At 69.7% G+C, this 25,411-nt stretch carries 26 protein-coding genes; 5 read left to right on the top strand and 21 right to left on the bottom strand.

The window, feature by feature from the left end:
* Positions 1 to 56 precede the first annotated feature (56 nt).
* Positions 57 to 1,232 (top strand): 4-hydroxybenzoate 3-monooxygenase, encoded by a 1,176-nt coding sequence (locus AB0O24_RS04720; protein ID WP_275801667.1) that lies wholly within the window; start codon positions 57 to 59, stop codon positions 1,230 to 1,232.
* A gap of 190 nt (positions 1,233 to 1,422) precedes the next feature.
* On the opposite strand, the gene AB0O24_RS04715 is transcribed toward AB0O24_RS04720, so the two are convergent.
* The 5 genes from AB0O24_RS04715 to AB0O24_RS04695 form a co-directional block, all read right to left on the bottom strand.
* A complete protein-coding gene (locus AB0O24_RS04715; protein ID WP_363373170.1) occupies positions 1,423 to 2,904 on the bottom strand; it encodes an amino acid permease in 1,482 nt (493 codons plus the stop codon).
* A gap of 114 nt (positions 2,905 to 3,018) precedes the next feature.
* Positions 3,019 to 4,017: a magnesium/cobalt transporter CorA gene (corA, locus tag AB0O24_RS04710; protein ID WP_275801666.1), complete on the bottom strand. Its 999-nt coding sequence runs from the start codon at positions 4,015 to 4,017 to the stop codon at positions 3,019 to 3,021.
* A gap of 96 nt (positions 4,018 to 4,113) precedes the next feature.
* A complete protein-coding gene (locus AB0O24_RS04705; RefSeq protein ID WP_363372909.1) occupies positions 4,114 to 4,455 on the bottom strand; it encodes a DUF3140 domain-containing protein in 342 nt (113 codons plus the stop codon).
* A 101-nt stretch (positions 4,456 to 4,556) separates the two neighbouring features.
* Positions 4,557 to 5,465, bottom strand: coding sequence for an EamA family transporter (locus tag AB0O24_RS04700; protein ID WP_363372906.1), 909 nt, complete (start codon positions 5,463 to 5,465; stop codon positions 4,557 to 4,559).
* A 7-nt stretch (positions 5,466 to 5,472) separates the two neighbouring features.
* Positions 5,473 to 6,744, bottom strand: a complete 1,272-nt coding sequence (locus tag AB0O24_RS04695) for a serine hydrolase domain-containing protein (RefSeq protein WP_363372903.1) — start codon at positions 6,742 to 6,744, stop codon at positions 5,473 to 5,475.
* 206 nt (positions 6,745 to 6,950) lie between these two features.
* Here AB0O24_RS04695 and AB0O24_RS04690 point away from each other — a divergent pair, with 206 nt between their 5' ends.
* A complete protein-coding gene (locus AB0O24_RS04690) occupies positions 6,951 to 7,607 on the top strand; it encodes a biliverdin-producing heme oxygenase (RefSeq protein ID WP_275801662.1) in 657 nt (218 codons plus the stop codon).
* Here the strand turns inward: AB0O24_RS04690 and AB0O24_RS04685 are convergent.
* From AB0O24_RS04685 to AB0O24_RS04675, 3 genes are read right to left on the bottom strand one after another with little or no spacing between them, the layout of a single operon-like run.
* Positions 7,595 to 8,977 carry a DEAD/DEAH box helicase gene (locus AB0O24_RS04685; protein ID WP_058595975.1) on the bottom strand — a complete coding sequence of 461 codons (1,383 nt, stop codon included), beginning with the start codon at positions 8,975 to 8,977 and terminating at the stop codon, positions 7,595 to 7,597. The genes AB0O24_RS04690 and AB0O24_RS04685 overlap by 13 nt on opposite strands.
* Before the next feature lie 9 nt (positions 8,978 to 8,986).
* Positions 8,987 to 9,433 (bottom strand): MerR family transcriptional regulator, encoded by a 447-nt coding sequence (locus AB0O24_RS04680; protein ID WP_363372900.1) that lies wholly within the window; start codon positions 9,431 to 9,433, stop codon positions 8,987 to 8,989.
* Positions 9,430 to 10,425, bottom strand: a complete 996-nt coding sequence (locus tag AB0O24_RS04675; protein ID WP_275801660.1) for an Abi family protein — start codon at positions 10,423 to 10,425, stop codon at positions 9,430 to 9,432. Before AB0O24_RS04675 ends, AB0O24_RS04680 begins: the two co-directional genes overlap by 4 nt.
* 243 nt (positions 10,426 to 10,668) lie before the next feature.
* On the opposite strand from AB0O24_RS04675, the gene AB0O24_RS04670 reads away from it, so the two are divergent.
* Together AB0O24_RS04670 and AB0O24_RS04665 are read left to right on the top strand one after the other, a co-directional pair.
* A complete protein-coding gene (locus tag AB0O24_RS04670; protein ID WP_363372897.1) occupies positions 10,669 to 11,520 on the top strand; it encodes an NAD(P)/FAD-dependent oxidoreductase in 852 nt (283 codons plus the stop codon).
* A gap of 9 nt (positions 11,521 to 11,529) precedes the next feature.
* The gene (locus AB0O24_RS04665) at positions 11,530 to 12,609 is read left to right on the top strand and encodes a hypothetical protein (protein WP_363372894.1); all 1,080 of its coding nucleotides are present in this window, start codon (positions 11,530 to 11,532) and stop codon (positions 12,607 to 12,609) included.
* Between the two features lie 32 nt (positions 12,610 to 12,641).
* On the opposite strand, the gene AB0O24_RS04660 is transcribed toward AB0O24_RS04665, so the two are convergent.
* Together AB0O24_RS04660 and AB0O24_RS04655 are read right to left on the bottom strand one after the other, a co-directional pair.
* The gene (locus tag AB0O24_RS04660; protein ID WP_363372892.1) at positions 12,642 to 14,636 is read right to left on the bottom strand and encodes a cytochrome c oxidase assembly protein; all 1,995 of its coding nucleotides are present in this window, start codon (positions 14,634 to 14,636) and stop codon (positions 12,642 to 12,644) included.
* Between the two features lie 192 nt (positions 14,637 to 14,828).
* A complete protein-coding gene (locus tag AB0O24_RS04655; RefSeq protein ID WP_013584778.1) occupies positions 14,829 to 15,116 on the bottom strand; it encodes an HU family DNA-binding protein in 288 nt (95 codons plus the stop codon).
* A gap of 404 nt (positions 15,117 to 15,520) precedes the next feature.
* Between AB0O24_RS04655 and AB0O24_RS04650 the strand changes: the two genes are divergently transcribed.
* Complete coding sequence (locus tag AB0O24_RS04650; protein ID WP_275801656.1) at positions 15,521 to 16,963, top strand: LuxR family transcriptional regulator; 1,443 nt, start codon at positions 15,521 to 15,523, stop codon at positions 16,961 to 16,963.
* A 57-nt stretch (positions 16,964 to 17,020) separates the two neighbouring features.
* On the opposite strand, the gene rpsN is transcribed toward AB0O24_RS04650, so the two are convergent.
* From rpsN to AB0O24_RS04595, 11 genes are all read right to left on the bottom strand, one after another.
* Positions 17,021 to 17,326, bottom strand: coding sequence for a 30S ribosomal protein S14 (gene rpsN / locus AB0O24_RS04645; RefSeq protein WP_022878196.1), 306 nt, complete (start codon positions 17,324 to 17,326; stop codon positions 17,021 to 17,023).
* A gap of 4 nt (positions 17,327 to 17,330) precedes the next feature.
* Positions 17,331 to 17,501 (bottom strand): 50S ribosomal protein L33, encoded by a 171-nt coding sequence (rpmG, locus tag AB0O24_RS04640; protein WP_013584775.1) that lies wholly within the window; start codon positions 17,499 to 17,501, stop codon positions 17,331 to 17,333.
* Positions 17,501 to 17,737, bottom strand: coding sequence for a 50S ribosomal protein L28 (gene rpmB, locus AB0O24_RS04635; protein ID WP_013584774.1), 237 nt, complete (start codon positions 17,735 to 17,737; stop codon positions 17,501 to 17,503). Before rpmB ends, rpmG begins: the two co-directional genes overlap by 1 nt.
* Positions 17,738 to 18,064: 327 nt before the next feature.
* Positions 18,065 to 18,739, bottom strand: a complete 675-nt coding sequence (locus AB0O24_RS04630; RefSeq protein ID WP_275801655.1) for a DNA-3-methyladenine glycosylase — start codon at positions 18,737 to 18,739, stop codon at positions 18,065 to 18,067.
* Entirely contained in the window at positions 18,736 to 20,166 is a 1,431-nt protein-coding gene (locus AB0O24_RS04625) for a hypothetical protein (RefSeq protein WP_275801654.1), read from the bottom strand. The genes AB0O24_RS04630 and AB0O24_RS04625 overlap by 4 nt, the downstream gene beginning before the upstream one ends.
* Complete coding sequence (locus tag AB0O24_RS04620; protein WP_275801653.1) at positions 20,156 to 21,013, bottom strand: DUF1980 domain-containing protein; 858 nt, start codon at positions 21,011 to 21,013, stop codon at positions 20,156 to 20,158. Before AB0O24_RS04620 ends, AB0O24_RS04625 begins: the two co-directional genes overlap by 11 nt.
* Complete coding sequence (locus AB0O24_RS04615) at positions 21,006 to 22,034, bottom strand: permease (protein ID WP_058627182.1); 1,029 nt, start codon at positions 22,032 to 22,034, stop codon at positions 21,006 to 21,008. The genes AB0O24_RS04620 and AB0O24_RS04615 overlap by 8 nt, the downstream gene beginning before the upstream one ends.
* A complete protein-coding gene (locus AB0O24_RS04610; RefSeq protein WP_275801652.1) occupies positions 22,021 to 22,434 on the bottom strand; it encodes a transcriptional repressor in 414 nt (137 codons plus the stop codon). The genes AB0O24_RS04615 and AB0O24_RS04610 overlap by 14 nt, the downstream gene beginning before the upstream one ends.
* A 42-nt stretch (positions 22,435 to 22,476) precedes the next feature.
* Complete coding sequence (locus tag AB0O24_RS04605) at positions 22,477 to 23,337, bottom strand: metal ABC transporter permease (protein ID WP_275801651.1); 861 nt, start codon at positions 23,335 to 23,337, stop codon at positions 22,477 to 22,479.
* Positions 23,334 to 24,149 carry a metal ABC transporter ATP-binding protein gene (locus AB0O24_RS04600; RefSeq protein ID WP_363372887.1) on the bottom strand — a complete coding sequence of 272 codons (816 nt, stop codon included), beginning with the start codon at positions 24,147 to 24,149 and terminating at the stop codon, positions 23,334 to 23,336. The genes AB0O24_RS04605 and AB0O24_RS04600 overlap by 4 nt, the downstream gene beginning before the upstream one ends.
* Positions 24,146 to 25,162 (bottom strand): zinc ABC transporter substrate-binding protein, encoded by a 1,017-nt coding sequence (locus AB0O24_RS04595; RefSeq protein ID WP_275800267.1) that lies wholly within the window; start codon positions 25,160 to 25,162, stop codon positions 24,146 to 24,148. The genes AB0O24_RS04600 and AB0O24_RS04595 overlap by 4 nt, the downstream gene beginning before the upstream one ends.
* Positions 25,163 to 25,411: the final 249 nt, after the last annotated feature.

The following is a 25,411-nucleotide window of genomic DNA, read 5'->3' as shown; positions in this document are numbered from 1 at the left end:
CGTCGCACGACGACCGCGAGGCCACCATCGACACAGCCACCGTCGAAGGAGACGCCATGACCACCACCGTCCGCACCCGTGTCGCCATCGTCGGCGCCGGCCCCGCCGGCCTCCTGCTGTCGCACCTGCTCGATGAGGCGGGGATCGCCTCGGTCGTCATCGACCAGCGCTCGCGCGACGAGATCGAGAGCACGATCCGTGCCGGCATCCTGGAACAGGGCACCGTCGAGCTGCTCGACACGATCGGCGAAGCCTCACGCGCACGCACGGTCGGCCACCGCCACGACGGCATCGAGCTGCGCTTCGAGGGCGAGGGGCACCGCATCGACTTCGCCGCGACCGTGGGCCGTGCGGTGTGGCTCTATCCGCAGCACGAGGTGCTGAAGGATCTCATCGCCGCGCGCCTCTCCGCGGGGCAGGATCTGCGCTTCGGCGTCACCGCGGAAGGCATCGAGAACGGCGAGCGTCCGCGGGTGATCGCGCGCGATGCCGAAGGGAACCCCCTCGAGATCGAGGCCGATTTCGTCGTCGGGTCCGACGGCTCGCGCAGCGTCGCCCGTGCCACCGTGACCGGGTCGAGCACCGGCGGGTACTTCCGCGAGTACCCCTTCGCCTGGTTCGGCATCCTGTGCGAAGCCCCACCGTCGAGCGAGGAGCTGATCTACAGCAACTCCCCCGACGGTTTCGCGCTCGTCAGCCAGCGCTCCGACACGGTGCAGCGGATGTACTTCCAGTGCGACCCCGAGACCGACACCGCGGCGTTCAGCGAGGAGCAGCTGTGGGACGAGCTGCAGAAGCGGGTCCCCGGTACGACCCTGAAGCAGGGCCCGATCTTCCAGCGCGACGTCCTGCGCTTCCGCAGCTTCGTCGCGCACGAGCTCCGCCGCGGTCGCGTCGCGCTCGTGGGCGACGCCGCTCACACCGTCCCGCCCACCGGCGCGAAGGGCATGAACCTCGCGATCGCCGACGTGCGCCTGCTCGCCGCCGCCCTCGGCGCCCTGCTGCTCGAGGGCGACGAGCGGCTGCTCGACGCCTACCCCGAGACCGCGAGCCGGCGCATCTGGAAGGCTCAGCACTTCTCGTGGTGGATGACGAGCCTCCTCCACGTGGCTCCGGATGCCACCGACTTCGACCGCCGCCGCCAGCTCGGCGAGCTGCGCACCGTCGTGGAATCGGAGCACGGCCGCGCCTACCTCGCCGAGGCGTACTGCGGCTGGCCCTTCGACGCCTGACTCGCCGCCGCATCGCGGCGCTCCCGCCCGTTGAGTGTCCAAGACACGCCGTAACCACCCCCGGAATAACGGCGTGTTCTGGACACTCGACGGTGGGGCTGCCGGCATCCCCGCCCCGCGCGGACCCGAGCCCCGCACGAGCGCGGCGCCCGAGCCGGAGCCCGAGCGCCGCGTCACCCCCGCGAGGGGCTCAGTCCTTCTTGCCGCGTGCGTTCTTGTCGCGCGGCTGGGGGAAGGGGCTCGGCACCACCGGCACCGTCCCCGTGTAGCCCTCGCGCTCGGCGGCGAGCTCGGCGATGCGCTTTCGGCACGCGAACCATCCGGCCGTGATGAGCAGGCTCGCGACGATCGCGACGACCAGCGTCGCGGGCGAGTCGATGAACACCAGCACCAGCACGACCGCGAGGAACACCAGCGTCGCGTATCCCGTGTAGGGCGCCCAGAACAGCCGGAAGGTCGGGCGGACCAGCTCCCCGCGATCGGCCAAGCGCTTGAACTTCATCTGGCAGAGCATGATGGTCGCCCAGGTGACCAGGATGCCGACGGCGGCGACGTTCAGCACCGTCTCGAACGCGTCGCTGGGGTTGACGTAGTTGATCACGACACCGAACAGGGCCACGACCGCGGTGATCGCGATGCCGCCGTAGGGGACGCCGGCCTTGTTCATGCGAGACGCGAACTTCGGCGCGGATCCCGCCACCGCCATCGAGCGCAGGATGCGACCGGTCGAGTACAGCCCCGCGTTCAGCGACGACAGGGCGGCGGTGAGCACGACGAGGTTCATGATCACGTCGACGCCCGGAACCCCGATCGAGGCGAAGAAGGTCACGAAGGGGCTCTCGTCCTTCGAGTACGCGGTGTACGGCAGCAGCAGCGCGAGCAGGAGCACCGAGCCGACGTAGAAGATCGCGACGCGGAAGATGACCGAGTTGATCGCCCGCGGCATGACCTTCTCGGGGTTCTTCGTCTCGCCCGCCGCGGTTCCGACGAGCTCGATCGAGGCATACGCGAACACGACGCCCTGCATCAGGATGATCGCGGGCAGGATGCCGTTGGGGAAGAAGCCTCCGTTGTCGGCGATGAGCGAGAACCCGACGGGGGCGCCGTTGGGGGTGCCGAACACGACGAAGTAGATGCCCACGAGCAGGAACGCGACGAGCGCCGTGACCTTGATGAGCGCGAACCAGAACTCCAGCTCGCCGAACACCTTCACCGACACGAGGTTGACCGCGAGCACCGTGACGAGCGCGGCGAGCGCCCAGGCCCACTGCGGCACCGCGGCGATCCAGGGCACGTACTTGCCGAAGAAGTTCATGTAGAGCGCGGCGGCGGTGATGTCGACCATGGTCGTCGTCGCCCAGTTGATCCAGTAGAACCAGCCCGAGACGAACGCCGCCTTCTCGCCGAAGAACTCGCGGGCGTACGAGACGAACGAGCCCGAGGTCGGGCGGTGCAGCACGAGCTCGCCGAGCGCCCGGAGGATGAAGAACGCGAAGAGCCCGCAGACCGCGTACGAGAGCACGATCGCGGGTCCGGCCTGAGCGAGGCGCCCGCCGGCACCGAGGAAGAGACCGGTTCCGATGGCCCCGCCGATCGCGATCATCTGCACCTGACGCGACGTCAGCCGCTTGTGGTACCCGGCGTCCTCGAGCTGAACGGTCGAGGTGTGGATCTGCTCGGCAGCGTCGCCGGCACGGGGGGTGGAGTCGTTCACGTACCCATCATTCGTTTCACGCAGCCCCTGTCCAGCAAGCGCGCCGAGTGTCGGGATTCCGGATGCCGCGGCTCACAGCCACTTCTTCACCTTGAACGTCAGCCACAGCCCCGCCGAGACGAGCACCATGAGCACGAGCGCCATCGGGTAGCCGAACTCCCAGTTGAGCTCGGGCATGTTCTTGAAGTTCATGCCATAGATCCCGCCGATCAGCGAGGGCCCGAAGAGGATCGCCGCCCACCCCGAGATCTTCTTCACCTGCTCGTTCTGCTCGAGTGACGTCTCGGTCTGCCGCTGCGTGACGAGCGTCGCGTTGACCGTCAGGGCGTTGTCGAGGATCGAGCGCATCGACGTCAGCTTGTCGCACTGGCGCAGGACGTGGTCGAGGACGTCGCGCAGCGACCGCTGCAGTTCGATGTCGACGCCGTACTTCTCGGCACCGCGCAGCAGCGCCTGGAGCATGTCGCGCAGGGGTTCGGTCGCACGCTGGAAGTGGATGACCTCGCGAGCAAGCTCGTAGATGCGCTGCGTCAGCTCCGCGCCGCCGGTTCCGAAGAGTTGGTCCTCGATCTCGTCGACGTCGTTCTGCAGCCCGCGCGCGACGGGGTCGTACTGGTCGACGACCTCGTCGAGGATCGCGTAGAGCACCGCCTCGGGGCCGCGGGCGAGCAGTTCGGGCTGTTCCTCCAGCCGATGCCGCACGCGCGCCAGGTCGGGCACCTCGGCGTGGCGCACGGTCACGACGTAGTCCTCGCCGACGAACACGTGCAGCTCGCCGAACTCGACGGTCTCGGTCTCGTCGATGTACCGGGCGGGGCGCAGGACGGCGAAGAGATTGCCGCCGTACCGCTCGAGCTTCGAGCGCTGGTGCCCGGCCAGCGCGTCCTCGACCGCGAGGGGGTGCAGCGAGAACTCCGCCGCGACGCGTTCGAGCTCTTCGGGCGAGGGGCGCAACAGCCCGATCCAGGCCATCCCGCCGTGAGCCTCCATGTACTCGAATGTCTGGTCGAGGCTGGCGGGGTTCTCGATGCGGTGGCCGTCGACGTACACGGCGCTGTCGATGATGGGCATGTATCAGTTCTACGCCCCGCAGGTGGACGGGCGATGACGTGGTGCGCCGACTCAGACGGGAGTCATAGCGCCCCGGTCATCGCCGGGGCCGCGGGATCAGTCCTTCTTCGGGTCGTGACCCCAGTTCATCAACGAGTACCGCCAATCGGTGTCGGTGATGTCGCCCTTCGGGCGCTGGGCTCCGTGCCGCTTGACGTACCCGACCACTTTCCGCATGTGCGCGATGTCGGCGTCGGTGAGGTCGGCCTTCTTCTTTCTGAGGATGCGCACGATGTGCCGACCGCTCTCGTGCCCGGTCGACTCCCCGCCGTCCTTCTTCTGCCCGACGCTGCGGGACTCGTCGGTGTCGAGCCAATCCGACAGCTCACCGGCCGTCATGTTCACGGCCTCCCCGAACTCGGCGCGGGTCTGTTCGTCGTCATCGCTGCGTTCGCTCATACGCCCATGCTGACCGTCGAACCGCGTGCCGCCGGACCCCTTGCGCGACCCCGTGGCACGTGGCATCCGCGACACAGCCGACAGGGCGCAGCCGAGGGGGCTCAGCCGACGGGCTCGCTCAGCGGCTCGTTCGGGTCGGATCCCGGATGCCGCGCACCGGGCGCGTGCCGGGCGGCCGCCGTCACGGCTCCGATGCTCGCCGCGATGACCAGGGCGATGCCGCCCACCTCGAGCCACGAGAGGTGCTGACCGAGCAGGAGGAATCCCGCCGTCGAGGCCGTCGCGGGGCCGAGGCTCATGAGGATCGCGAAGGCCGAAGCCGGCAGGCGTCGGAGAGCGATGAGCTCGAGCGCATAGGGCACGGTCGACGACAGCACGGCGACGGCGGCGCCGAGGGCGAGGATGTCGAGGCGCAGGAGCACCTCGCCGGCCTGCGCGATCCCGAACGGCAGGGCCGCGATCGCCCCGATGGCCATCGCGAGCGCGAGGCCGTCGAGGCGGGGAAAGGCTCGCCCGACGCGCGCCGACGCGAGGATATACAGCGCCCAGCTCACGGCCGCGCCGAGCGCGAACAGCACGCCCAGAGGATCGAGCCGGTCCCACCCGCCCGCGCCCAGCGCCACGACGCCGGCGAGCGCGAGTCCCGCCCAGAGCCAGCGCGCCACGCCCGTCGCCGTGACGATCGAGAGCGCGAGGGGGCCGAGCACCTCGATGGTCACGGTCACGCCCAGCGGGAGTCGCTCGAGCGCGAGGTAGAACAGTCCGTTCATCGTGGCGAGGACGAGACCGAAGGCCACGACCTCGCGCCAGTGCGCCGGCGAGTGACCGCGCCACCGCGGTCGGGCGATGATCAGCAGGAGCGTCGCCGAGAACAGCAGGCGCAGCATCACGATGCCGAGCGGCCCCGTCTGCGGGAACAGCATGACGGCGAACGAGGCACCGACCTCCTGGCACGCGAGCCCGATCAGCACCAGCGCCGCGGCCGACCGCGGCCCGCCGGCCGCCCTCATTCCGCCGTCACTGTGCGGGGACGGTGCAGATGGCGTTGCCGACGATGCCGTCACGCATCTGCTGGGCCGTCCAGGGCAGTCCCGCCTCGGGGGCGGTCTGCCCCGAAGCCGCCGGAGCCTTCGATGCGATCGCCGCGAGCTCCCAGCTGAGCCACGCGGCCGTCTTGGGGTTACCGGCCGAGTTGTTCAGCACGACCGAGACGGCCATGCCGGTCGTGGGGTCGGCGAAGGAGCCGACCATGTAACCCGCCGTCGCACCGAACTGTCCGATGAGCGAACCGGCCTGGTACGCGCCGCCCGCCGCGGTGAACCACGTCGGGTCGTCGGCGCTCACGGGGAGGGGCGACGAGAACCTGTCGCTCCCCTCGGGCAGCAGGGAGCCGGCGGCGAGTGCCTGCGTATAGCGGCCGAGGTCGGTGATGTCGGTCACGGCTCCCGCGGCGGCGCCGCCGAAGCTCGACGAGGTCACGGTGACGTCCTGGGGCTGATCGCAGGTCCATCCGCCCTCGGGGAGCTGCTGCGAGCGGAACCCCTCGAGGGCGGTCGACGAGGGCGCGGCAGCGGCCGACCCCGGCAGGCTCGTGTTCGACAGCCCGAGGGGTTCGGCGACGCGCTCGCGGATGAGGTCCGAGAGCGTCTCACCGGTCGCGCGCTCGGCGGCGAGCCCGGCGATCAGGTAGTTCGTGTCCGAGTCGGCGAACGCCGCCCCCGGAGGGTTCAGACGAGGGCTCGCGATGCCGTACGCGAGCAGCTCCCGCGGGTTCCACGCCCGGTCGGGGTTGTTCAGCTCGGTCCCCTGCAGCACGGACGAGTAGGAGCCGAGCCCCGAGGTGCCGTTGCAGAGCATGCGCAGGGTGATGTCGTCGTACCCGGGGAGGTTGCTGACCCACGTCGTCACCGGGTCGTCGAGCTTGACCGTGCCGTCGGCGGCGAGCTCGTAGAGCACGTCGCAGGTCATCGCGCCGGTGACATCGGCGGCACGGAAGTCCAGGTCGGCCGAGACCTCGGCGCCGCCCGGTCCCTGCGTGCCCACGCCCGACACCCAGCTCCCGCTCCAGGGCGCCCACACGCCGACGATGGCGCCGCTCGACCCGGTCGCCGCCATGGCGGTCGTGACGGCGTCGCGCAGCTCGGTGACCGTCTGGTCGGGCAACGGCGCGTCGACCTGGGCGGGGACGTCGATGGACACGGAGTTCTCGGCGGTGCACCCGCTCAGGATCACCGCGAGGACGCTCGCGCCGGCGATCGCGGCCGCAGCAGACCGACGCCATGTCCCCATATCGAACCCCCTGGAATCCGCGCGCGACGAATCGCGCGCTCCAAGAATTCAAACACACGCCGCCCGAAGCGACTTGCCGCTTGCGCCCGGGCGGCGTCACGTCTGCATCACATCTCGCCGCGAGCGCTCGGCGGTGCGTCGATCAGCGGCGAAACCACAGGAAATCGGGGGTTAGGTTCACCTAACCCTGTGCGTATGATGTCCCCATGAACGCCGTCGTCCCGTTCTCCGCCGCTCTGCGCGAGCGCTGTTCCACCAGCGCGCATTCGACGAGCGAGTGCGACGGCTTCATGACCGACCTCCTCAACGGCACCGGCTCCCGCGACGACTACATCGCCCTCATCGCGCAGCAGTGGTTCATCTACGAGGCCCTCGAGACGGCGGGCGAGCACATGCGCCACGACCCGGTGGCATCCGTGTTCCTCAGCGACAAGCTCACCCGCCTGCCCGCCCTGGAGGCCGACCTCGCGTTCCTCCTCGGCTCCGACTGGCGCGGGCAGATCAGCCCCCTGCCCACCACGCAGGCGTACGTGTCGCGGATCCGCCGCGTCGCCGCGACCTGGCCGGGGGGCTTCGTCGCTCACCACTACACGCGCTACCTCGGCGACCTGTCGGGCGGACCGTTCATCGGTCGCCTCATGCAGCGCCGCTTCGGATTCGACACCAACGGGATCGGGTTCTTCCTGTTCGGCGACATCGCCGACCCGAGAGCGTTCAAGAACGTCTACCGCGAGCAGCTCGACGCGGTCCCGTGGGATGACGACGAGAAGGCGCGCGTCATCGACGAGGTACTGGTGGCGTACCGGTTCAACACCGAGCTGTTCGCCGACCTCGCGCGAGCCAAGGCGGCTCAGGTCGCCTGAGCACGATCGCCCTGCTGGCGTCCGAGCCACGCCTGCTTCATGAAGCGGCGCACGTCCTCGTCGACGCGGATGTCACTCGGGCGCAGCGGCCGTGACAGGTAGAGACCGTCGAGAGACGTCAACCGGCTGAGTGCGACGTAGGTCTGCCCGGGTGCGAAGGCGCCGGCACCCAGGTCGACGACCGCGCGGTCGTACGTCTTGCCCTGCGACTTGTGGATCGTGACGGCCCACGCGAGCCGGAGCGGGAACTGCGTGAACTCCGCGACGATCTCGCGCGAGAGGTTCTTCGTCCCCGGGTCGTACGCGTAGCGGTACCTCTCCCACACGGCGGGTTCGACATCGTGCTGGATGCCGTCGACCTCGACCCGCACGCTGTCGCCCGCGATGCGCGTCACCGTGCCGATCGTGCCGTTGACCCACCGCGGCGCCTCGCCGAACTGCGCGGAGTCGTTGCGGAGGAACATCACCTGCGCCCCCACCTTGAGCGTGAGTTCCATCTCGGCGGGATAGTTCGCCTCACCGCGTCCGAAGTCGCCCGAGATCTCGGCGTTCGCGGTCTGTGTGCGCCCCACGAGCTCCTCGAGATGGCGCCGGTTGATGCTGTTGACGCGATCGTTGCGCGTCGCCAGCGTGATGATCGGGTGCTCGCCGTCGGCCGGGTGCGGGGGCGTGCGGGCTCCGGCGGTGTTCAGGATGCCGGCCATCTCGGCCGTCACGCGTCCGTAGCGCACCGCGTTGAGCAGGGTCTTGAAGCCCGGGTCGGACTGCCGGTGGATCTCGACGAGCTCGTTGACGTGCAGGTCGGCCCCGTGGCGCCCGATGTCGATCAGCCCGTCGCTCGCCGCTTCGCCGGACCACACCTTCGCGTCGAAGAACCAGAACGAGCGGTAGTGGTCGCGGATGTAGCGCGCCTCGTCACCGCGCGGGGGGACGGGGGCGAGCTGGTACGGGTCGCCGAACATGACGATCTGGGTGCCGCCGAACGGCTCGGCGCGCCGGCCGCGCGCCTGACGGAGCGAGCGGTCGATGGCATCCATGAGGTCGGCGTTCACCATCGAGATCTCGTCGATCACGAGCGTGTCGATCGCGTTGAGGATCTTGCGGGTCGCGTCGTTCTGGTCGATGTCGCCGTTCGCGATCAGGCCGATCGGCAGACGGAACAGCGAGTGGATCGTCTGCCCCTCGACGTTGAGCGCCGCCACGCCCGTCGGCGCGCACACGGCGATCTGCTTCTGCGTGTTCCACGCGAGGTGCTGCAGCAGAGTCGACTTGCCCGTCCCCGCGCGCCCGGTCACGAAGACGTGCTCCCGCGTGTCTTCGATCAGCCGGAACAGCGCCTGCTGCTCGGCGGAAAGAGGCGGGGTGGTCACCGATTCATGCTAGTTCGCGGGACGTTCGCGGGGCGGCTCGGTGTGGACAAGCAGCCACTGCGCCTCGCCCGACAGGACGTCGGCGACATGGCTGCGGAAGCGCGGGCACTGCGTGATGTCGTGCGACCGACATCGCAGCGCATGCTCGGTCATCGCCCTCGCCTCCGCGATGTCGGCGGCACGACGATCGAGCTCGGCGATGTGCTCCTCGAGCACGCGGTGCCGATCCGGCGCGTCCCGCTCGACCAGTATGCGGATCTGCTCGAGCGACATTCCCGCGGCCTTGTTGCGCAGGATGATCGCGATCCGGACGCTGTCGTCGTCCGAGTAGCGGCGTCGGCCGCCGGCATCCCGATCCGGATGCAACAGCCCCTCGTCCTCCCAGTAGCGCAGCACGTGCGTGTCGAGCCCGAATCGCGCCGCGGCCTCCCCGATTGACTCCCCCGCGGAGGTCATTGCGCTGCCACCTCCCTCGTAGCTGTCCAGAGGGGCAGTCTCTCCCATCCATCGGGGACGCCGAGGGAGCGGACAGAGACGGGTCCGGCGGAGGGGAACTCGCGCAGAAGGCCCCCGAGATCGGCGCCCCATGACGACAGCGGATCTACAACGAGCAGAAGGTACTGCACCACAGCCAACGCACTGTAGAGCCCGAACTCCTTCGGTAGGGCGCTCTCACTCAGATGAGCGAGAAGAGGTACGCGCGATGGCGTGGGACGCTTGGGCGCTGTCACGAGTTTGCGGTTGTACAGACGTGCGTGGTGCGCCGCGACATTCCGGACGTAGTTGAGTGTGGCCAACCAGCTGAGGAAGAGCTTTTTCGTCGGAACCTCGTACGCGTCGGCGATGGCCTGCGATAGCCGCGTGTTCAGACCCCGATAGAGCGTGACGAGCTGACCGAGCTCGAGAATCTCGGTCAGCGCCCAGATCGGCATCTGGTTCGCGTACTTCTCTCGGAAGTGCTGCACGAAGTTCTCGCTCGAGCGACTCTGCCGTTCGGCTACTTTCAGCAGCCACAGGTCGTGCTTGCTCATCGAGATCTCCGGCGGGAGCAACGTCGTGATGGTCCTGTCAGCCACATGCTCGGGCCGACGGGTGAAGTCGGGCATGAACGTCGATGCGTCTCGATGGGCGAAGGCGGAAACCTCACCCAAGACGTACCCGACTCGCATTCGTAGAGACACCTCGATGCGTTCGAGGGCATCGAGGACGAGCAGGCGCAGTCGTCGGTCGAAGTCGATGAGGGCCGCCGCGTGGGAAATGTGGGTTCCGGGAAGGTATCCGATCGCGGGATCGACCGCCCGGAACGGATGCAGGTATCCCGTCAGCCGGTAGTAGCCCACCTCGCACAGCAGGCGTTCTGCGCGTGCTCGATCGTCGATGCCGACGCCGCGACGCTCCAGCTTGTCGATCTGGTCGCTCAGCGGCAGCCAGGGTTTGCCGTACCGCATCAATCCCCGCAAAAGAAAATCAGCCCGAGCCGTGAGGCGAGCGGGCTGATCGTGATGCTTTGACGATAGCACGTCCCACCTCCCCTCGGGCGGCGAGCTTCGATCATATGTCCGGGGCGCGCCCCGCCGAGGGCTCCGCGAACGCTTGCTCGACATTCGTCTATTTATGCGAAAAGAGTGGCCTTGACTTCATGTCGACATGAAGTCACACGATGGTCTCGAACGCAAGCGAAGGAGTTCATCGTGTACGACGCGATCATCATCGGAGGCGGCCCCGCCGGGCTGCAGGCGGTACTCACCCTCGGGCGCATGCACCGGCGGACCCTGCTGCTCGACTCCGGCGAGTACCGCAACGGGACGGTGCCGCACGCCCACAACCTGCTCACCAACGACGGGCGCGACCCGGCCGAGCTCCGCCGACTCGGACGCGCGGAGATCGCCGCGTACGAGACGGTCCGGATCCAGGATGCCGCGGCCACCGAGATCACTCGGGTCGACGCGAACCTGGTGGTCACGGTCGCCGGCGCGCCGGTGCGGACCCGAGCCGTGATCCTCGCGACCGGACTCGCCGACGATCTGCCGCCGATCCCCGGGCTCGCCGACCGCTGGGGCGACCGCGTCGCGAACTGCCCGTTCTGCCACGGCCACGAGTTCGCCGGCCAGCGCGTCGCGGTGCTCAACGGCACCGGGCACGCGGGGATGCTCGCCGCGATGCTCGAGCCCGTGGCATCCGAGATCGTCGTTCTCGACCCGGTTCGGGTGCGGGAGGTGGGCGATTTCCCGGCGGGGCTGCGACTGCACCTCGACGACGGCACGACCGAGGATGTCGCCGGAGCCTTCGTGACGCCCGTCTCTCGCCAGCGCGCACCGTTCGCAGACCAGCTCGGGCTGGAACGGCAGGAGTCGGGAGCCGTCCGCGTCGACCCCTTCGGACGCACGAGCGTCGACGGCGTCTACGCGGTGGGCGACATGGCGCAGCCCGATCACTTCGCGGGGCCGATGGCGTCGCTCGCGAACGCGATCGCCGCAGGCCAGCTGGCCGCCGTCGCGGTCGTGCAGGCGGACGCACAGGTGCGGGTGGCGTCCCATTCTTAGACTGGGTATGTGGACAACGCAGGCGGGGGCCCCGCGACGCCCGAGGGTGTCCGCTTTGCGCGCCCGCGTCTCGCCCTCGAGCTGACCGCGCTCGGGGTCGTCGGCGTGCTGCTGGTCCTCGCGCTGGCCGCCGGCGCGGGTGCCCTGTACCGCGAGGTGTACAGCCCGCGGGCCTTCGTCCGGCACTACCTCGAGCTGCTCGAGGATCACCGCGCGGCCGAAGCGCTCGCCGTCCCCGGGGTCGCGATCGACGCCGCGGAGCTCGAGGCGGCTGGCCTCCCGTCGACGGCCTCCGAGGCGCTGCTCCGGCCCGACGCTCTGGGCGCGCTCTCCGACGCCCAGGTCGTCGACGAGACGGTCGACGGCGACATCACGCGGGTGAGCGTCGCGTATCGCGCGGGCACCCACGACGGCCGCACGACCTTCGCGGTGAAGAGCGACGGCGAGACCGGGTTCCTGCCACGCTGGCGCTTCGCGACGAGTCCCCTCGCCGTCGTCGATCTCTCGGTCCGCGGCTCGATGCGATTCGAGGTCAATGGTTTCGAGGTCGACAAGCGGCAGGTCTCGGTCGACGGAGCGGATGCCGATCCCTCGGCCGCCGTCCCCCTCCTGGTGTTCTCGCCCGGTCTGTACTCGGTGGCGGTCGATACCGCGATCTCGGCGACCCCGGGTGTCGCGGTGCTGGCGGACGCGCCCCTGACGGGTGTTCCCGTCGATGTGCAGGCCGAACCCACCGAAGAGTTCATCTCGGTCGTGCAGCAGCGCGTCGAGGACTTCCTCACGACCTGCGCCGAGCAGAAGGTGCTGCAGCCGACCGGGTGCCCCTTCGGCTACACGGTGCGCAATCGCATCGAGGGGGCGCCCTCGTGGTCGATCGCCCAGCAGCCGAAGGTGACGATCGTCCCCGACGGCGCGGGCTGGCGCATCCCGTCCACCGGGGCCGTCGCGCACATCGACGTCGACATCCGCTCGATCTTCGACGGCTCGATCCGCAACGTCGACGAGGACGTCCCCTTCAGCGTCGACGGCAAGATCACGGTGCTCCCCGACGGCACGGCATCCATCCTCGTCAGCGGCAGCTCCGACTGAACGGCGCCGCCCGCGAGTGAGGGGGGCGTCCGTCAGCTGCGACGGGCGGCGTCGCGCTCGGCCGCCCGGGCGTCGCGCGCCGCGAGCCGCGCGAGCTCTTCGTTGTAGGCGTCGAGCTCGAGGTCGCCGACGCGGTCGACGTGGCGGTCGCGTCGACGTTGCTGGCGCTCGTCGCTGCGACTCCACTGGATCGCGACGGTGATCGCGAGGATCAGGGTCGGGATCTCGCCGACCGACCACGCCACGCCACCGCCGGCGTACTGGTCCTCGAGGGGTGTCGGCCCCCACGTGCGCCCCATGGCCCCGAACCACTCGGCGACCATCAAGCCGGAGTTCATCATGATCGCGATGCCGAAGAACGCGTGCATGGCCATGATCGCGATGAGCACGAGGAGCCGCATCGGGTAGGGCAGACGATACGGGACCGGGTCAATCCCGATGAGGCTCAGCACGAACAGGTAGCCCGTGATGAGGAAGTGGGCGACCATCCAGATGTGCCCGAGGTGATCGTAGAGGGACCAGCGGAACAGATCGGTGTAGTAGAAGGCCCAGAGCGAACCGATGAACAGTCCGGCGGCGACGTAGGGGTTCGTGAGCACCTTGGCGACCGGATTGTGCACGGCCCAGAGGATCCACTCGCGGCCACCGCGAGTGCCGTCGTCGCGCTTGCGGATCGCGCGGGCTGCGAGGGTCACCGGCGCCCCCGACACCAGCATGAGCGGGATCGCCATCGACAGCAGCATGTGCCCGATCATGTGCATGCTGAACAGGTAGTCCTGGTAGACGTTCACCGGCCCCGAGGTGATCCAGAACACCGCGAGCATGCCGAGGCACCACAGCACCGTCCGGTAGATCGGCCAGCTGTCGCCGCGGCGGCGCAGACGCCACACGCCGGCGAGGTAGAAGAACAGTCCGAAAGCGACGACGAAGGCCCAGAGCAGGTCGATGTCCCAGCTGGTGAACCAGCGTTCGATCGTCAGCTCGGGCGGCAACGGCGAGCCCGTGAGGATCTCGGCGGGAGTCTGGCCCACCAGCGGTGGAGCGATCGGAGGAGGGGTGCGGGCGAGCGCGGCGGCAGCCCCGCTCGCGATCCCCATGAAGACGAGCTCGACGACGATGATCGCCCAGAAGCGCCGGGAGCCCTGCTCGTCGGCCATGCGCGCGATCAGGCGGCGGCGGTACCACGCCCCCAGTAGGCCCATCGCGAGCAGCGCCGCGACCTTGACGAGGACCAGGATGCCGTAAGGCGAGAACAGGTTCTCCCAGCCCAGCAAGCCGATCGAGGCGCGCACCGTGCCCGAGACGGCCACGACCACGAAAGCCGCGAGGGCGATCGACGAGTACCGCAGCAGCGTGGTCTGCAGCTGCGTCCGCGACATGGCGGGTCGCACGACGACGAGCAGCACCAGCCCGCCCAGCCAGACGGCGGCGGCGATGATGTGCAGCACGAGCGAGGTCACGGCCGCCGTGTGGCTGGCCTCGGTGCCGGCGTGGCCCTGCGTGCCCATCGGGACGAGCGACGCCAGCGCGAGGATCGCGACGATCATCGTCGGAATCCAGGACCGCACGGCGAAGGTCAGCACGGTCAGCACCGCACCGGCGATCGTGGTGATGAGCCACGCGGGGCCGATCTCGCTCTCGACGAGGAAGCGGCCGAGCTGCTGTCCGAAGAGCGGGTCGAGCGTCGGCTTCGCGTTGATGATGTTGAGGAAGGTCAGGTAGCCGGTCGCGGCCGAGGCGACGGTGAAGATCGCGGCACCGATCGAGGCCGTGTCGAGGGCGAGCTCGAAGGGGCGCTCCCCGGCCTTCAGGGCGAACAGCGCGAGCACCAGGGAGCCGACCATCGTCGCCGCCGACAGGTTGACCACGAGCGTGGCGAGCGGCAGTCCCCATCGCACCACCGGGCCGGGGTCTGCCAGCAGGGGCGCGGCGGCGCCTCCGCCGTAGGCGAGGCCCGCGACGACGGCGATCAGCGAGACCGCGACGAGGATGACGGGTCCCGCCACACGGAGGGCACGGGCGTTCACCCACCCAGACTACGTCGGCGCGCGCACGGGGAGACGCGGAGCGGCCGTTCCCGTCGTCGACGAAGGACGATGTCGAACGATTCCGGGTCGAACGGTCTCGCGCCGGGCGCTCTTGCGCCGAATGGACCCGCGCCGGACGAAGACAGAGGGGGATGCCTCTCGGCATCCCCCTCTGTGCGGTGCGGCGACGTCTTACTTGACGGCAGCCTTGAGCTTCGAGCCCGCGGTGACCTTGACGCGCTTGCCGGCGGGGATCGAGATCTCCTCACCGGTCTGCGGGTTGCGGCCCGTGCGAGCGGACGTGGCGACCTGCTCGAAGGCGATCCAGCCGGGGATCGAAACCTTGCTGCCCTTGGCGACCGCCTCGGAGACGGTGGAGAAGAGGGAGTCGAGCACGCCCGACACGGCGGACTGGCTCTGCCCGGTCGCGCTGGCGATGCTCGCGACGAGCTCGGTCTTGGTGATGGACTTGTCAGCCATGTGGTTGTCCTCCAGGCGACGTTGTCGTCGCCTCTCGTTACATCGGACGAGGAGGAATTCTCCTCGGTGGTCGGGAGACCGCCTCGACAGTATCAACCGAACCGCGGAATTACGGGGATTTTGAGGGATTTCCCCCTCGAATGCACCGGCGTGTCGCCCGAAACGGGCCCGACCCGGCCCCGGTGAGAGAGCACGCACGTCCCCACACCGCCCCGGGCGAACGAGGCGGGCGAAGCGGCTCGACGATACGGGTGACCCCGGACGTGAATGAGAGCGGTATATCCCCGGCTACGAGTGAGATCTGGGTGAGCGCCTTTCGTATGTTGGGGGCTCGACGGGTCATGTGCCTCGCACCATCGGAGGGTCCGGGCGCCCTCTCCGACTCCCGTCGGGAGAGGGGCGCGATGCCGAACACGCAGAGATCCATCGACGCCCGGGCCGCCTTCCACGCGGCGGTCGTCACGACCGCGGCCCGGTTGGCCCCCGGGCACGGGATTCCGGAACAGCGCCACCTCGCCCTCTTGGCCGAAGCACCGCCGCCCCCGCTTCCTCGCGTCTGGACCGACACGGCGGCCCTGACCCTCGCCGCCGTCCTGGTGTCGCGGGCGCGGCGAGACGCCCTCTCCGAGGGGCTCGCGCTCATCGATCGGTACTTCGTCGACACCCGTCTCACCCGCGAAGCCACCCTGTCCGACGACGCGCGCGCGCATCTGCTCGCCGCCGCCGGCGAGTACTGCTGCGCCATCGGCTGGCCGCAGATCGGCGCACAGTACGGCGCCGAGGCTCTGCTCTTCGCCGACACCGCCCCGGTCCGATACCGCGCCCACGCCGTTCTCGCCCTGGGCCATGCCCTCAACGGCGAGTACGAGAGCAGCGAGAACGACAGGGCCGCCGCTCAAGCGCTCTTCGCCGACAACGCCTGGCCAGACGACGAGATCGACTACCTCGTCCTGCTCGCGGAGTCCCTCGTGGCGGCGGCGTGGATGCAGTCGGATCGTCTCGCGGCGGTCTCCACGATCCTGCGCGAGGTCCGGCCGGACGACCCGTACTGGGACTACTCCGCCCGTGCCATCGACGTCGTGCGGGGTCTCTTCGAGCGCGATTACTCGGGGGCTCTCGCTGCGAACTGGCAGCTGTCGTACGGTTCGCGGCGGCACCGCAGCCACCGCATGATCCGCGACCTCCTGACGTGCATCGGGTCCGACATCCTCGTCGCGCGAGGCGAGTACGCCGAGGCTCTGGCGACTCTCTCCACCGGACGGACTCCGCCCGGACACGGGATCTGCTTCCCGATGCAGCGCTCGGTGGCGCTCCTCCTCCTCGGGCGCGACCGCGAACTGCTCGCCGAGACCGAGGCGTGCGTGGCCGACGAGACAGACCACTGCTTGCGCACCCTGACTCCCACCCTGCTGCGTCGCGCGATCGCTTTCGCGCGTATCGGGTCCGCGCGACGCGCCGCGCAGAGCATGGAAGCGGCTCTGCTGCTGATCTCCCGGACTGGGGGCTCGATCACGCCGTTCATCATGCTGCCCCTGGGCGAGACGCTGGCCCTGTTCGACGAGGTGGTGAGCGCTCGACCCGAGCTCGGACCGGTCGTCACCGGCATCCGGGACTTCCTGCCCTCGGTCGCCGCCCCCTCGCTGAACCCCGCGGAGGTCACCGGCTTCACCCCGACCGAGCGGGAGCTGGCGGTGCTGCTCTCGTCGGACCGGAACCTGGCGGACATCGCCCGCGAGCGGGGCGTGTCTCTCAACACCGTGAAGAGCCAGGTGCGCTCCATCTACGCCAAGCTCGGCGTCAGCGGGCGCGCGGAGGCGGTGGGAGAACTCCTGCGACGGACGTTCTGAACGACGAAGGACGGGAGCCCCTTTCGGGACCCCCGCCCTTCGCGGTGGTACTGGTGCTTACCAGGACGACTTGGTCACACCGGGCAGCTCGCCACGGTGGGCCATGTCACGGAAGCGGACGCGCGAGACGCCGAACTTCGTGAGGACACCACGGGGGCGGCCGTCGATGACGTCGCGGCTGCGCACACGCGCGGGCGAGGCGTTGCGGGGCAGCTTCTGCAGGCCCACGCGGGCGGCCTCGCGGGCCTCGTCGGTCGCGTTGGGGTCGACCAGGGTCTTCTTCAGCTCGGCGCGCTTCGCGGCGTAGCGCTCGACGACGACCTTGCGCTGCTCGTTGCGCGCGATCTTGCTCTTCTTAGCCATGTGCTTAGCGCTCCTCTCGGAAGTCGACGTGCTTGCGGACCACAGGGTCGTACTTCTTGAGCACGATGCGGTCGGGGTTGTTGCGGCGGTTCTTGCGCGTCACGTAGGTGTACCCCGTGCCGGCGGTCGAACGCAGCTTGATGATCGGACGGACGTCCTGAGCCTTCTTCGCCATTACAGCTTCACGCCCTTCGCCTGCAGGTCACGGACGACGGCTTCGATACCGCGCGCGTCGATGACCTTGATGCCCTTCGCCGAAACGTTGAGCTTGATGTTGCGACCCAGCGACGGAACGAAGTAGGTCTTCTTCTGCACGTTCGGGTCGAAGCGGCGCTTCGTCCGGCGGTGCGAGTGCGAGATGTTGTGACCGAAGCCGGGAACCGCTCCAGTCACCTGGCACACTGCTGCCATGGTGATGTCTCCTTCTGTACCGTGACACCGGACGGTGCCACCCAAGATCCCTTGTCTGCACCCCGTCTGAGCACGACGGAGAGCCGGGATCAGGAGGAGGGGTGCGAACTGCGTGCTGGAGTGCGCGCAGACAAGGGGTCAGTCTAGCACGAACGGCGTGTCGCCTTGACGGACGCAGCCTTTCAGCGCTGAGAGGCCCTGAGCTGGTCGAAGGGTCACTTCGACTCCCGGTGACTTCGACAGGCTCAGCCACCTCCGGTGCACCCGCGCCGACCGCGGGTCCCTGCACCGTGGAGGTCCCTGAGCCCGTCGAAGGGACCGGGACCGTCACTCCCCCGCCGCCTCCGCGGCACCGCGGCCCCAGCGGAACGTCGACACCGTGGCATCCCCCTCGATCCAGAAGCGCCACGGGAACGCGGCGGTGCCGGCGACACCCGCCACCCCGACGCGGGGGCCGGTCGCGATCGCATCGACCGGTTCATCCGGCCACCGCAGCCGCGCGCGAGCACCGGCGCGGATCTCACCGGTCACCGCATCGATCCCGTCATGCTGCGGATGCCGCAGGCCCACCGCATCGCCCAGACGGCCGGGACCCCGGGCGAGGTCGCGCGCGGCGCGCACGACGCCCCGGCGCTCGACACGACGCCTCTCGGCGACCGGAGCCCCCTCGACGACCTCGCCGCCGCGCAGCAGCACACCACCGGCGACGCCCTCGGGTCCGCAGACGACGTTGACGCAGGAATGGATGCCGTGGCTCAGGTAGACGTACAGATGACCGGGCTCGCCCCACATCGTGGCGTTACGGGCGGTCGGCCCCATCCGCGCGTGCGAACCCGGATCGGGCCGCTCCCCCGTGCCGAGTCCGTGATACGCCTCGACCTCGGTGAGGCGGACGGCGACCCGCTCGCCCTCGACCTCGGTCTCGAGCACCGCACCGAGGAGCAGCGGAGCGACCTCGACCGGGAGCCCCGCGAGCTCGTCGCGCGTCGCGAACCGCGTCATCCGGGCGGGACCTGGCACCACGAGATGTCGAAGCCCTGGAGGGCGACGAGCTGCTGACCGGTGTCGATCTCGACGAGGTGCGTCTGCAGCTTTCCGGGGAGGGGCAGCTGGTAGCGGTCGAAGGGGTTGTTCACGGCGCCGGGGGCGACCAGGACCGCGGCGTACCGCCCGCTCGGCGAGACGCACGTCTGCAGGACCGTGTCGGTTCCCGGCACGTCGAGGAGCTGGCGCACCGTCCCGTCGCTGCTGACGTGCCCGACGATGGTCGAGCGGTAGGCGCCGTCCGACCCGATGTCCGCGAACGACCGCACGGTTCCCGCGTCGAGACCGGGGACGGGCGTCGCGCGGCCCGTTCTGCCCGGAGGGTCGACCGGGTCGACGAGGGCTTCCTCCGAGCCGTCCGTGAGGTTGATCTCGCGCACTCCTTCGAGGCGTTCGACGATCGCCACCGACGACCCGCGCGCGATGCCGTCGATGGCCACCGCGCTGCCCAGCGGCGCAGCGTTCCCGCCCACCGCGTCGGTCAGGAGGAGCCGCGAGTCGAACGTCAGCACGAGCATGCTGTCGGTGTCGGGCACGAAACGCCAGTCGGCGATGCGCACGTCACCCCCGTTGAGACCGACCTCGACCGGGGCGTCCTCGGTCGCGGCCGAGGCCGTGAAGAGCCGACTCTCGCGTCCGCCCGCGGCGCCGAGAGTGGCATCCGAGAAGGTGAACCCGAAGCGCTCTCCGCGATCCGCCGACTGCAGGTTCGAGACGAAGCCGGGGCCGGGCAGGGTCACGTCGCGCGGGTTCTTCCCGTCGAGATCGGTCACGATCACGCGAGCGGTGTCGTTGTCGCGTGTGGAGATGACGAGGTGGTTCGCCGTCGTCCGGAAGTCCTCGATGTGCGGATCGGTGAACACCGGAAGCCCGGTCTTGCCCTCGAGGTCGGTGCGGAAGATCGTGTCGCCCTCGGGCGTCCCGCGCTGCATCAGGTAGGCCTGCAGGGCCGGCGTTCGGAACGTCTCGGTGAGGGTCGCTCCCGGCCCCGCGCCGAGACCCTTCACGTCGTTCACGGTGACGCGGTAGTCGGAGTCGTCGCGCAGCGGCAGCGTGAAGCGGATGCCGACGCTGCGCCCCGAGGTGTCGACGGTAAACGGCGTCGCCGGCTCCACCTCGACCTGCGAGGGATCCACTTTCTCGAGCGACTGGGTCGTGGTGAGGATGACGCGGGATCCGGATGCCGCGATGCCGGCGGCCGGATCGACCTGCACGTCCGTGACGCGGGGTCCCTGCGCGACGGCGACGACGCCGCCCACCCCGCCCACGAGCACGAGGGTCAGCAGCACCACGCCGAACGCGGCGAGGTAACCGCGACCCTGGCGTCGGCGCGCCCGCGCGCGACGAGAGTCCGCGCCGCCCCGGCGCCGGGTGTCAGTACTCATAGGGGTCCGCCGGCTCGTCGATCGCGGCCACCTGGTCGGCGTGCACCTCGAGCTTGCCGTCACCGCTCGAACGCACCGTCCCGGTCACCGTCACCCACTGCCCGCTCGCCGGGGCGTCCCCGGTCGCCGCGATCGGCAGACGCGCGGTCTGGGCGTCGATGACGCAGTGCGTGATGACGAGTCGCGTGAGGTCGAAGCTCGCCCCGTCACCGCCGGGGGTGATGAAGCCGGTCAGGGTGACGGGTTTGCCGTCGAAGGTCTCGGGATTCGTCGCGTGGGCGAAGACCGCCGACCAGTCGCCGACGCCGAACTTCGAGGTGTCGCCGGACGCGGCCAGGGTGATCACGTCGGAACCGGCGAACAGGGGCGCCGCCCCCACGTCTCGCGAGACCGCGAGCTCGGTCGAGAGCGAGGCCGCGGGCGTGAGCAGCACGGCGACGACGGCGGTCGAGGCCAGCACGCCCCCGGTGAACGCGGCGATTCCCGCCGGCGTCAGGCGTGGACGGGCCGCGAGGTGCTCGTGCGCGGCGTGGTCGTGGGCGTCGGCCGGGTCGGAGTGCTCGTGGTCGGCGTGGGCGAAGGCTTCGCGGCGCGCCGAGGCGGCCGCGGGAGCGTGACCGTGCTCGTGGTCGTGCCCGTGATCGGCCTCGGCCCCGAGCGGGAGGGCGAACGACGCGATCGCGCCGATCAGCGCGACGACCGACATCCCGACGGCGAACCAGGCGGAGTCGGGGTTGATGTAGAGCGACATCCGCCCCGTGAGCCACAGCGTGATCGTCGTGATCGACAGGCAGGCCGTGAGACCCACTCCCAGCCAGCGTGTCGCGAGGGCACCGGTCTTAGACAAGGAGATTCACCACCGTTCCGAGCGAGAACGCGAAGAGCACGACGACCACCGTCATCCCCACCAGGACGCGCGTCGAGAAGGTGGTGCGCAGCAGCGCCATCATCTTGAGGTCGATGATCGGCCCCACGACGAGGAAGGCCACGATCGAGCCCGGTGTGAACGTCGAGGCGAATGACAGCGCGAAGAACGCGTCGACGTTCGAGCACAACGACACGACGATCGCCAGCGCCATCATCGCGGCGATCGACAGGGCCGGGTCGGAACCGATCGCCAGCAGAGCGCTCCGGGGGACGAGCACCTGGACCGCGCCCGCCAGCAACGAGCCGATGATGAGGGCCGGCATCACCGACCGCAGCTCGACGACGAACTGCGCGAGCGTGCGCCTCCCGCGGTCGCCGCGCTCCTGCACGACGATCTCGCACGTTTCGAGGAAGCGCTCGGTGAGCAGCTTGTCGGGATCGGGATGCCGGCTGTACAGCCAGCCGATCAGGTTCGCGACGAGGAACCCGCCGATCAGGCGCGCGACGAGGATGCCGTCGCTGAAGCCGAACGCCGCGTGCGTGCTGATGATCACGATCGGGTTCACGATCGGAGCGGCGACGAGGAACGTCAGGGTGTCGGAAACGCCGAAGCCGCGCATGAGCAGCCCCCGCGCGAAGGGCACGTTGCCGCACTCACAGACGGGGATGAACATGCCCAGCAGCGACAGCACCGCTCGGCGCGCCCACGGCGCGCGCGGCATCCATCTCTCGATCGTCCCTGGCGGTACCCACACCTGCACGATGATCGACAGCACCACGCCGAGCACGACGAAGGGCAGCGACTCGATCAGCACGCTGAGGGCGAGGGTCAGCCCGTCCTGCGCGCGCGTGGGCAGCGGCTGCGCGAAGAAAGTCGGTGCGAACGCGTCGATGAGGAACAGCGCCGCGATGACCACGACACCCAGGCCGAGGGCGACGAGGGTGCGGGAGGCGCCGGTGCGCTGCGGCGACGGCGTCGCGGTGCGACTAGTCGTCGCCACGCTCGCGGGCGCGCGCCTGCGCGCAGTCGGCGCAGATGCCGAAGATGTCGACCACGTGCTCGGCCTCGGTGAAGCCGTGCTGCGCGGCGGTGCGCTGGGCCCACTCCTCGACGGCGTCGGCCTCGATCTCGACCGCGACGCCGCACGAGCGGCAGATCAGGTGGTGGTGGTGTCCGCGGGTCTCGCACGCGCGGAAGAGGTTCTCGCCCTCGGGGCTCTGCAGCGAGTCGGCGTCGCCCTGGGCCGCGAGTCCGGCGAGCGCCCGGTACACGGTGGCCAGGCCGATGCCGGTGTTCTCGTCGCGCAGCGTCGCGTGCAGCGTCTGGGCGCTGACGAAGCCTCCCGCACCGGCGAGGGCTTCGCGCACCCGCTCTCGCTGCCACGTGTTGCGCTGGACCATGGCCCCGAGTTTAGCCAGGTCGTCGGTGAATCGGCTGGGCGCCTACACGGCCCTGGTGGTGCGATCGCGGCGCGCGCCGATGACCCGGCACACGAGGTAGATCGCGAACGAGATGGTCGTGATGTAGGGGCTCACCGGCAGGGTTCCCGCCACCGCGAGGAGGACGCCGCCCACCGCGGACACGAAGCCGAACAGCGCTGCCAGCAGCGGCACCGAGAGGGGGCCGGACGACACGCGCATCGCGGCAGCGGCCGGGGTGACGAGCAACGCCATCACGAGCAGGGCGCCGATGATGTGCACGGCGACGGCGACGATGAGCCCGAGCAGCAGCATGAACACCAACGACACTGCGGTGGTGTTCACCCCGCGGGCGGCAGCGGACTGCGGGTCGAGGGAATCGAAGCGCAACGGACGCCAGACCAGCAGCAGCGCGACCAGCACGATCGCCCCGATCGCCACGAGCCACCCGAGCTGTCCGCTCTGGACGGAGACGATCTGCCCGGTCAGCAGGCTGAACCGCGTGGCGCTGCGTCCGTTGTAGAGCGACAGGCACAGGATGCCGACACCCAGGCCGAACGGCATGAGCACGCCGATGATCGAGTTCCGGTCGCGCGCACGGGCACCCAGCACGCCGATCAGCGCCGCGGCGATCAGAGAGCCGACGATCGAGCCGGAGACCACATCGACGCCGATCAGCAGAGCGACGGCCGCCCCCGCGAACGAGAGCTCGCTGATGCCGTGGACGGCGAAGGCCATGTCGCGCTGCATGACGAAGACCCCGATGAGTCCGCCGACGAGGCCGAGGACGGCCCCCGCGTAGACGGAGTTCTGCACCAGCTCGAGGATCTCGCCGTACTGGCTTACCCCGCCGAAGAGGGCGTTGCCGACGTCCGACCAGTTCATGCGTCGTCCTCGTCGTGGTGATGGTGGTGGGCCTCATCGGCATCCGGAGCTCCGACGACGATGAGCTGCCCGCCGGCGCGCACCACGAAGACGGGGGCACCGTAGAGGGCCGACAGGGTCTCGGTGGTGAGCACCTCGTCGGGGGTGCCGAGGGTGAAGCGGCCGTTCGCGATGTAGAGGATGCGATCGACGCGCGAGAGCACAGGGTTGATGTCGTGGGTGACCAGCAGCACGGCGGCATCGCGCTCGCGGCGGTGCCGGTCGATGAGGCGGACGACGGCCTGTTGGTTCGCGAGGTCGAGGCTGGTGAGCGGCTCGTCGCAGAGCAGGAGAGCGGGATCATCGGCGAGCGCCTGGCCCACGCGGAGTCGCTGCTGCTCGCCGCCCGACAGCAGACCGACGGGGCGGTCGCCGAAGGCGGTGGCTCCCACGGCGTCGAGGAGTTCGTCGATGCGCGCGCGGTCCTTCTTGCGCGAGAGCGGCAGGCCGAAGCGATGGCCGTCGACCCCGAGACCCACGATGTCGCGCCCGCGCAGAGGCGTCTCGCGCGGCAGGGGTCGCTGCTGCGGGATGTAGCCGATGCGGCGGTTTCCGGCGCGGCGCACCGGTTCGCCGAGCGCCTCGATGGATCCCTCGCTCAACCGCTCGAGGCCGAGGATCGCGCGAAGCAGCGTGGTCTTGCCCGAGCCGCTCGGCCCGAGCACGGCGACGAGCTCGCCGGGCTCGACCTCGAGGTCGAGCCCGGCCCACAGCTCACGGCCGCCTCTCTCGAGGGCGGCGCCGCGGATGCGCAGCGGTGCCGCTGCGCTCACGCCGCGAGCGCGTCGCTCAGGGCCGTGATGTTGCTCTGCATCCACGAGATGTAAGTCTGACCCTCGGGGAGCGTTTCCGTGAACTCGATCACGGGGATGTTCTTGGCCTTGGCTTCGTCCTGGACCTTCGTGACCTCGGCGCCACCGGTCTGCGGGTTCACGATCATGACCTTGATCTGGCCGGAGTCGAGGAGCTGCAGCGACTCGAGCAGGGTCGCGGGCGGCACGTCCTGCCCCTCTTCGACCGACTCGCTGAATTCGTTCGGCGTGGCGTTGTCGAGACCGGCCGCCGTGGTCAGGTACACGGGCACCGGCTCGGTCACGAAGATCTTCGCTCCGGCATCCTTCGCCTTGATCGCGTCGAGCGAGTCCTCGAGACCGGCGATCTGCTGGGTGAAGGCCTCGGCGTTGGCGGTGAAGTCCGCCGAGTGCTCGGGCGACAGCTTGCCGAGCTCCTCGGCGATCGCCTCGGTGAGGCCTTCGACCGTGTGCGGGTCGTACCAGACGTGCTCGTTGAAGCCCTCGATGTGGTCGTGGCCGTCGTCTTCGGCGTGGGTCTCGCCCTCGGCGTGCGCGTGGTCGTCGGCGCTCTCGCTCGGGGCTGGGCTCGCGTCATCGTGCGACTCGGCGCCGGGGTAGTCGTGGTTGAACTCGACCGCGGTGATGACGGGCGCCGCGGTGCCGCTCGCCTGGATGAGGCCCTCCATGAAGGAGTCGTATCCCGCGCCGTTCTCGATCACGAGGCCGGCGTTCTTCAGCGTCAGCTGGTCTTGCGCGCTCGCCTCGTACTCGTGCGGGTCCTGCGTCGGCGAGGTGATGATCGAGGTCACGTCGACGAAGTCGCCGCCGACCGCCTCGGCGATCGAGCCGTAGACGTCGGTGGATGCCACGACGGTCACCTTGCCGTCGGCACTCGCGGTCGAGCCGGCCGAGGGAGACGCGCCGGCGCAGCCGGCGAGGGCGAGCACGGAGGCCGCGCCGAGGGCGAGGGGGGCGAGCAGGCGTCGGGTCATGGCATCCACTCTAAAGCGAGTGATAACCGTTCTCAAACTCAGCTCGGAGGCCATAAGAGCTTCCCAGGATGAGGCGCCGGGCGGGCCAGCGCTGCCGCGGCCGCTCGCACACCCCTATAAACGCTCTCCGCTCACAGAAACACGCTGTGCACGCGTTTCCGTGAGCGGAGAGCGTTTATGGGGGGCAAGATCCGCACGACGGCACGGGCGCGCCGGGCACCCCGCTCGCGGGCGGACCGAGACGTGCAA

This window comes from Microbacterium sp. NPDC086615 (genome assembly GCF_040686055.1).
In the GTDB taxonomy this organism is placed as follows: Bacteria; Actinomycetota; Actinomycetes; order Actinomycetales; family Microbacteriaceae; genus Microbacterium.
Note: the sequence above shows the minus strand (reverse complement) of the source record. Positions and strands in the feature narration are given on the sequence as shown.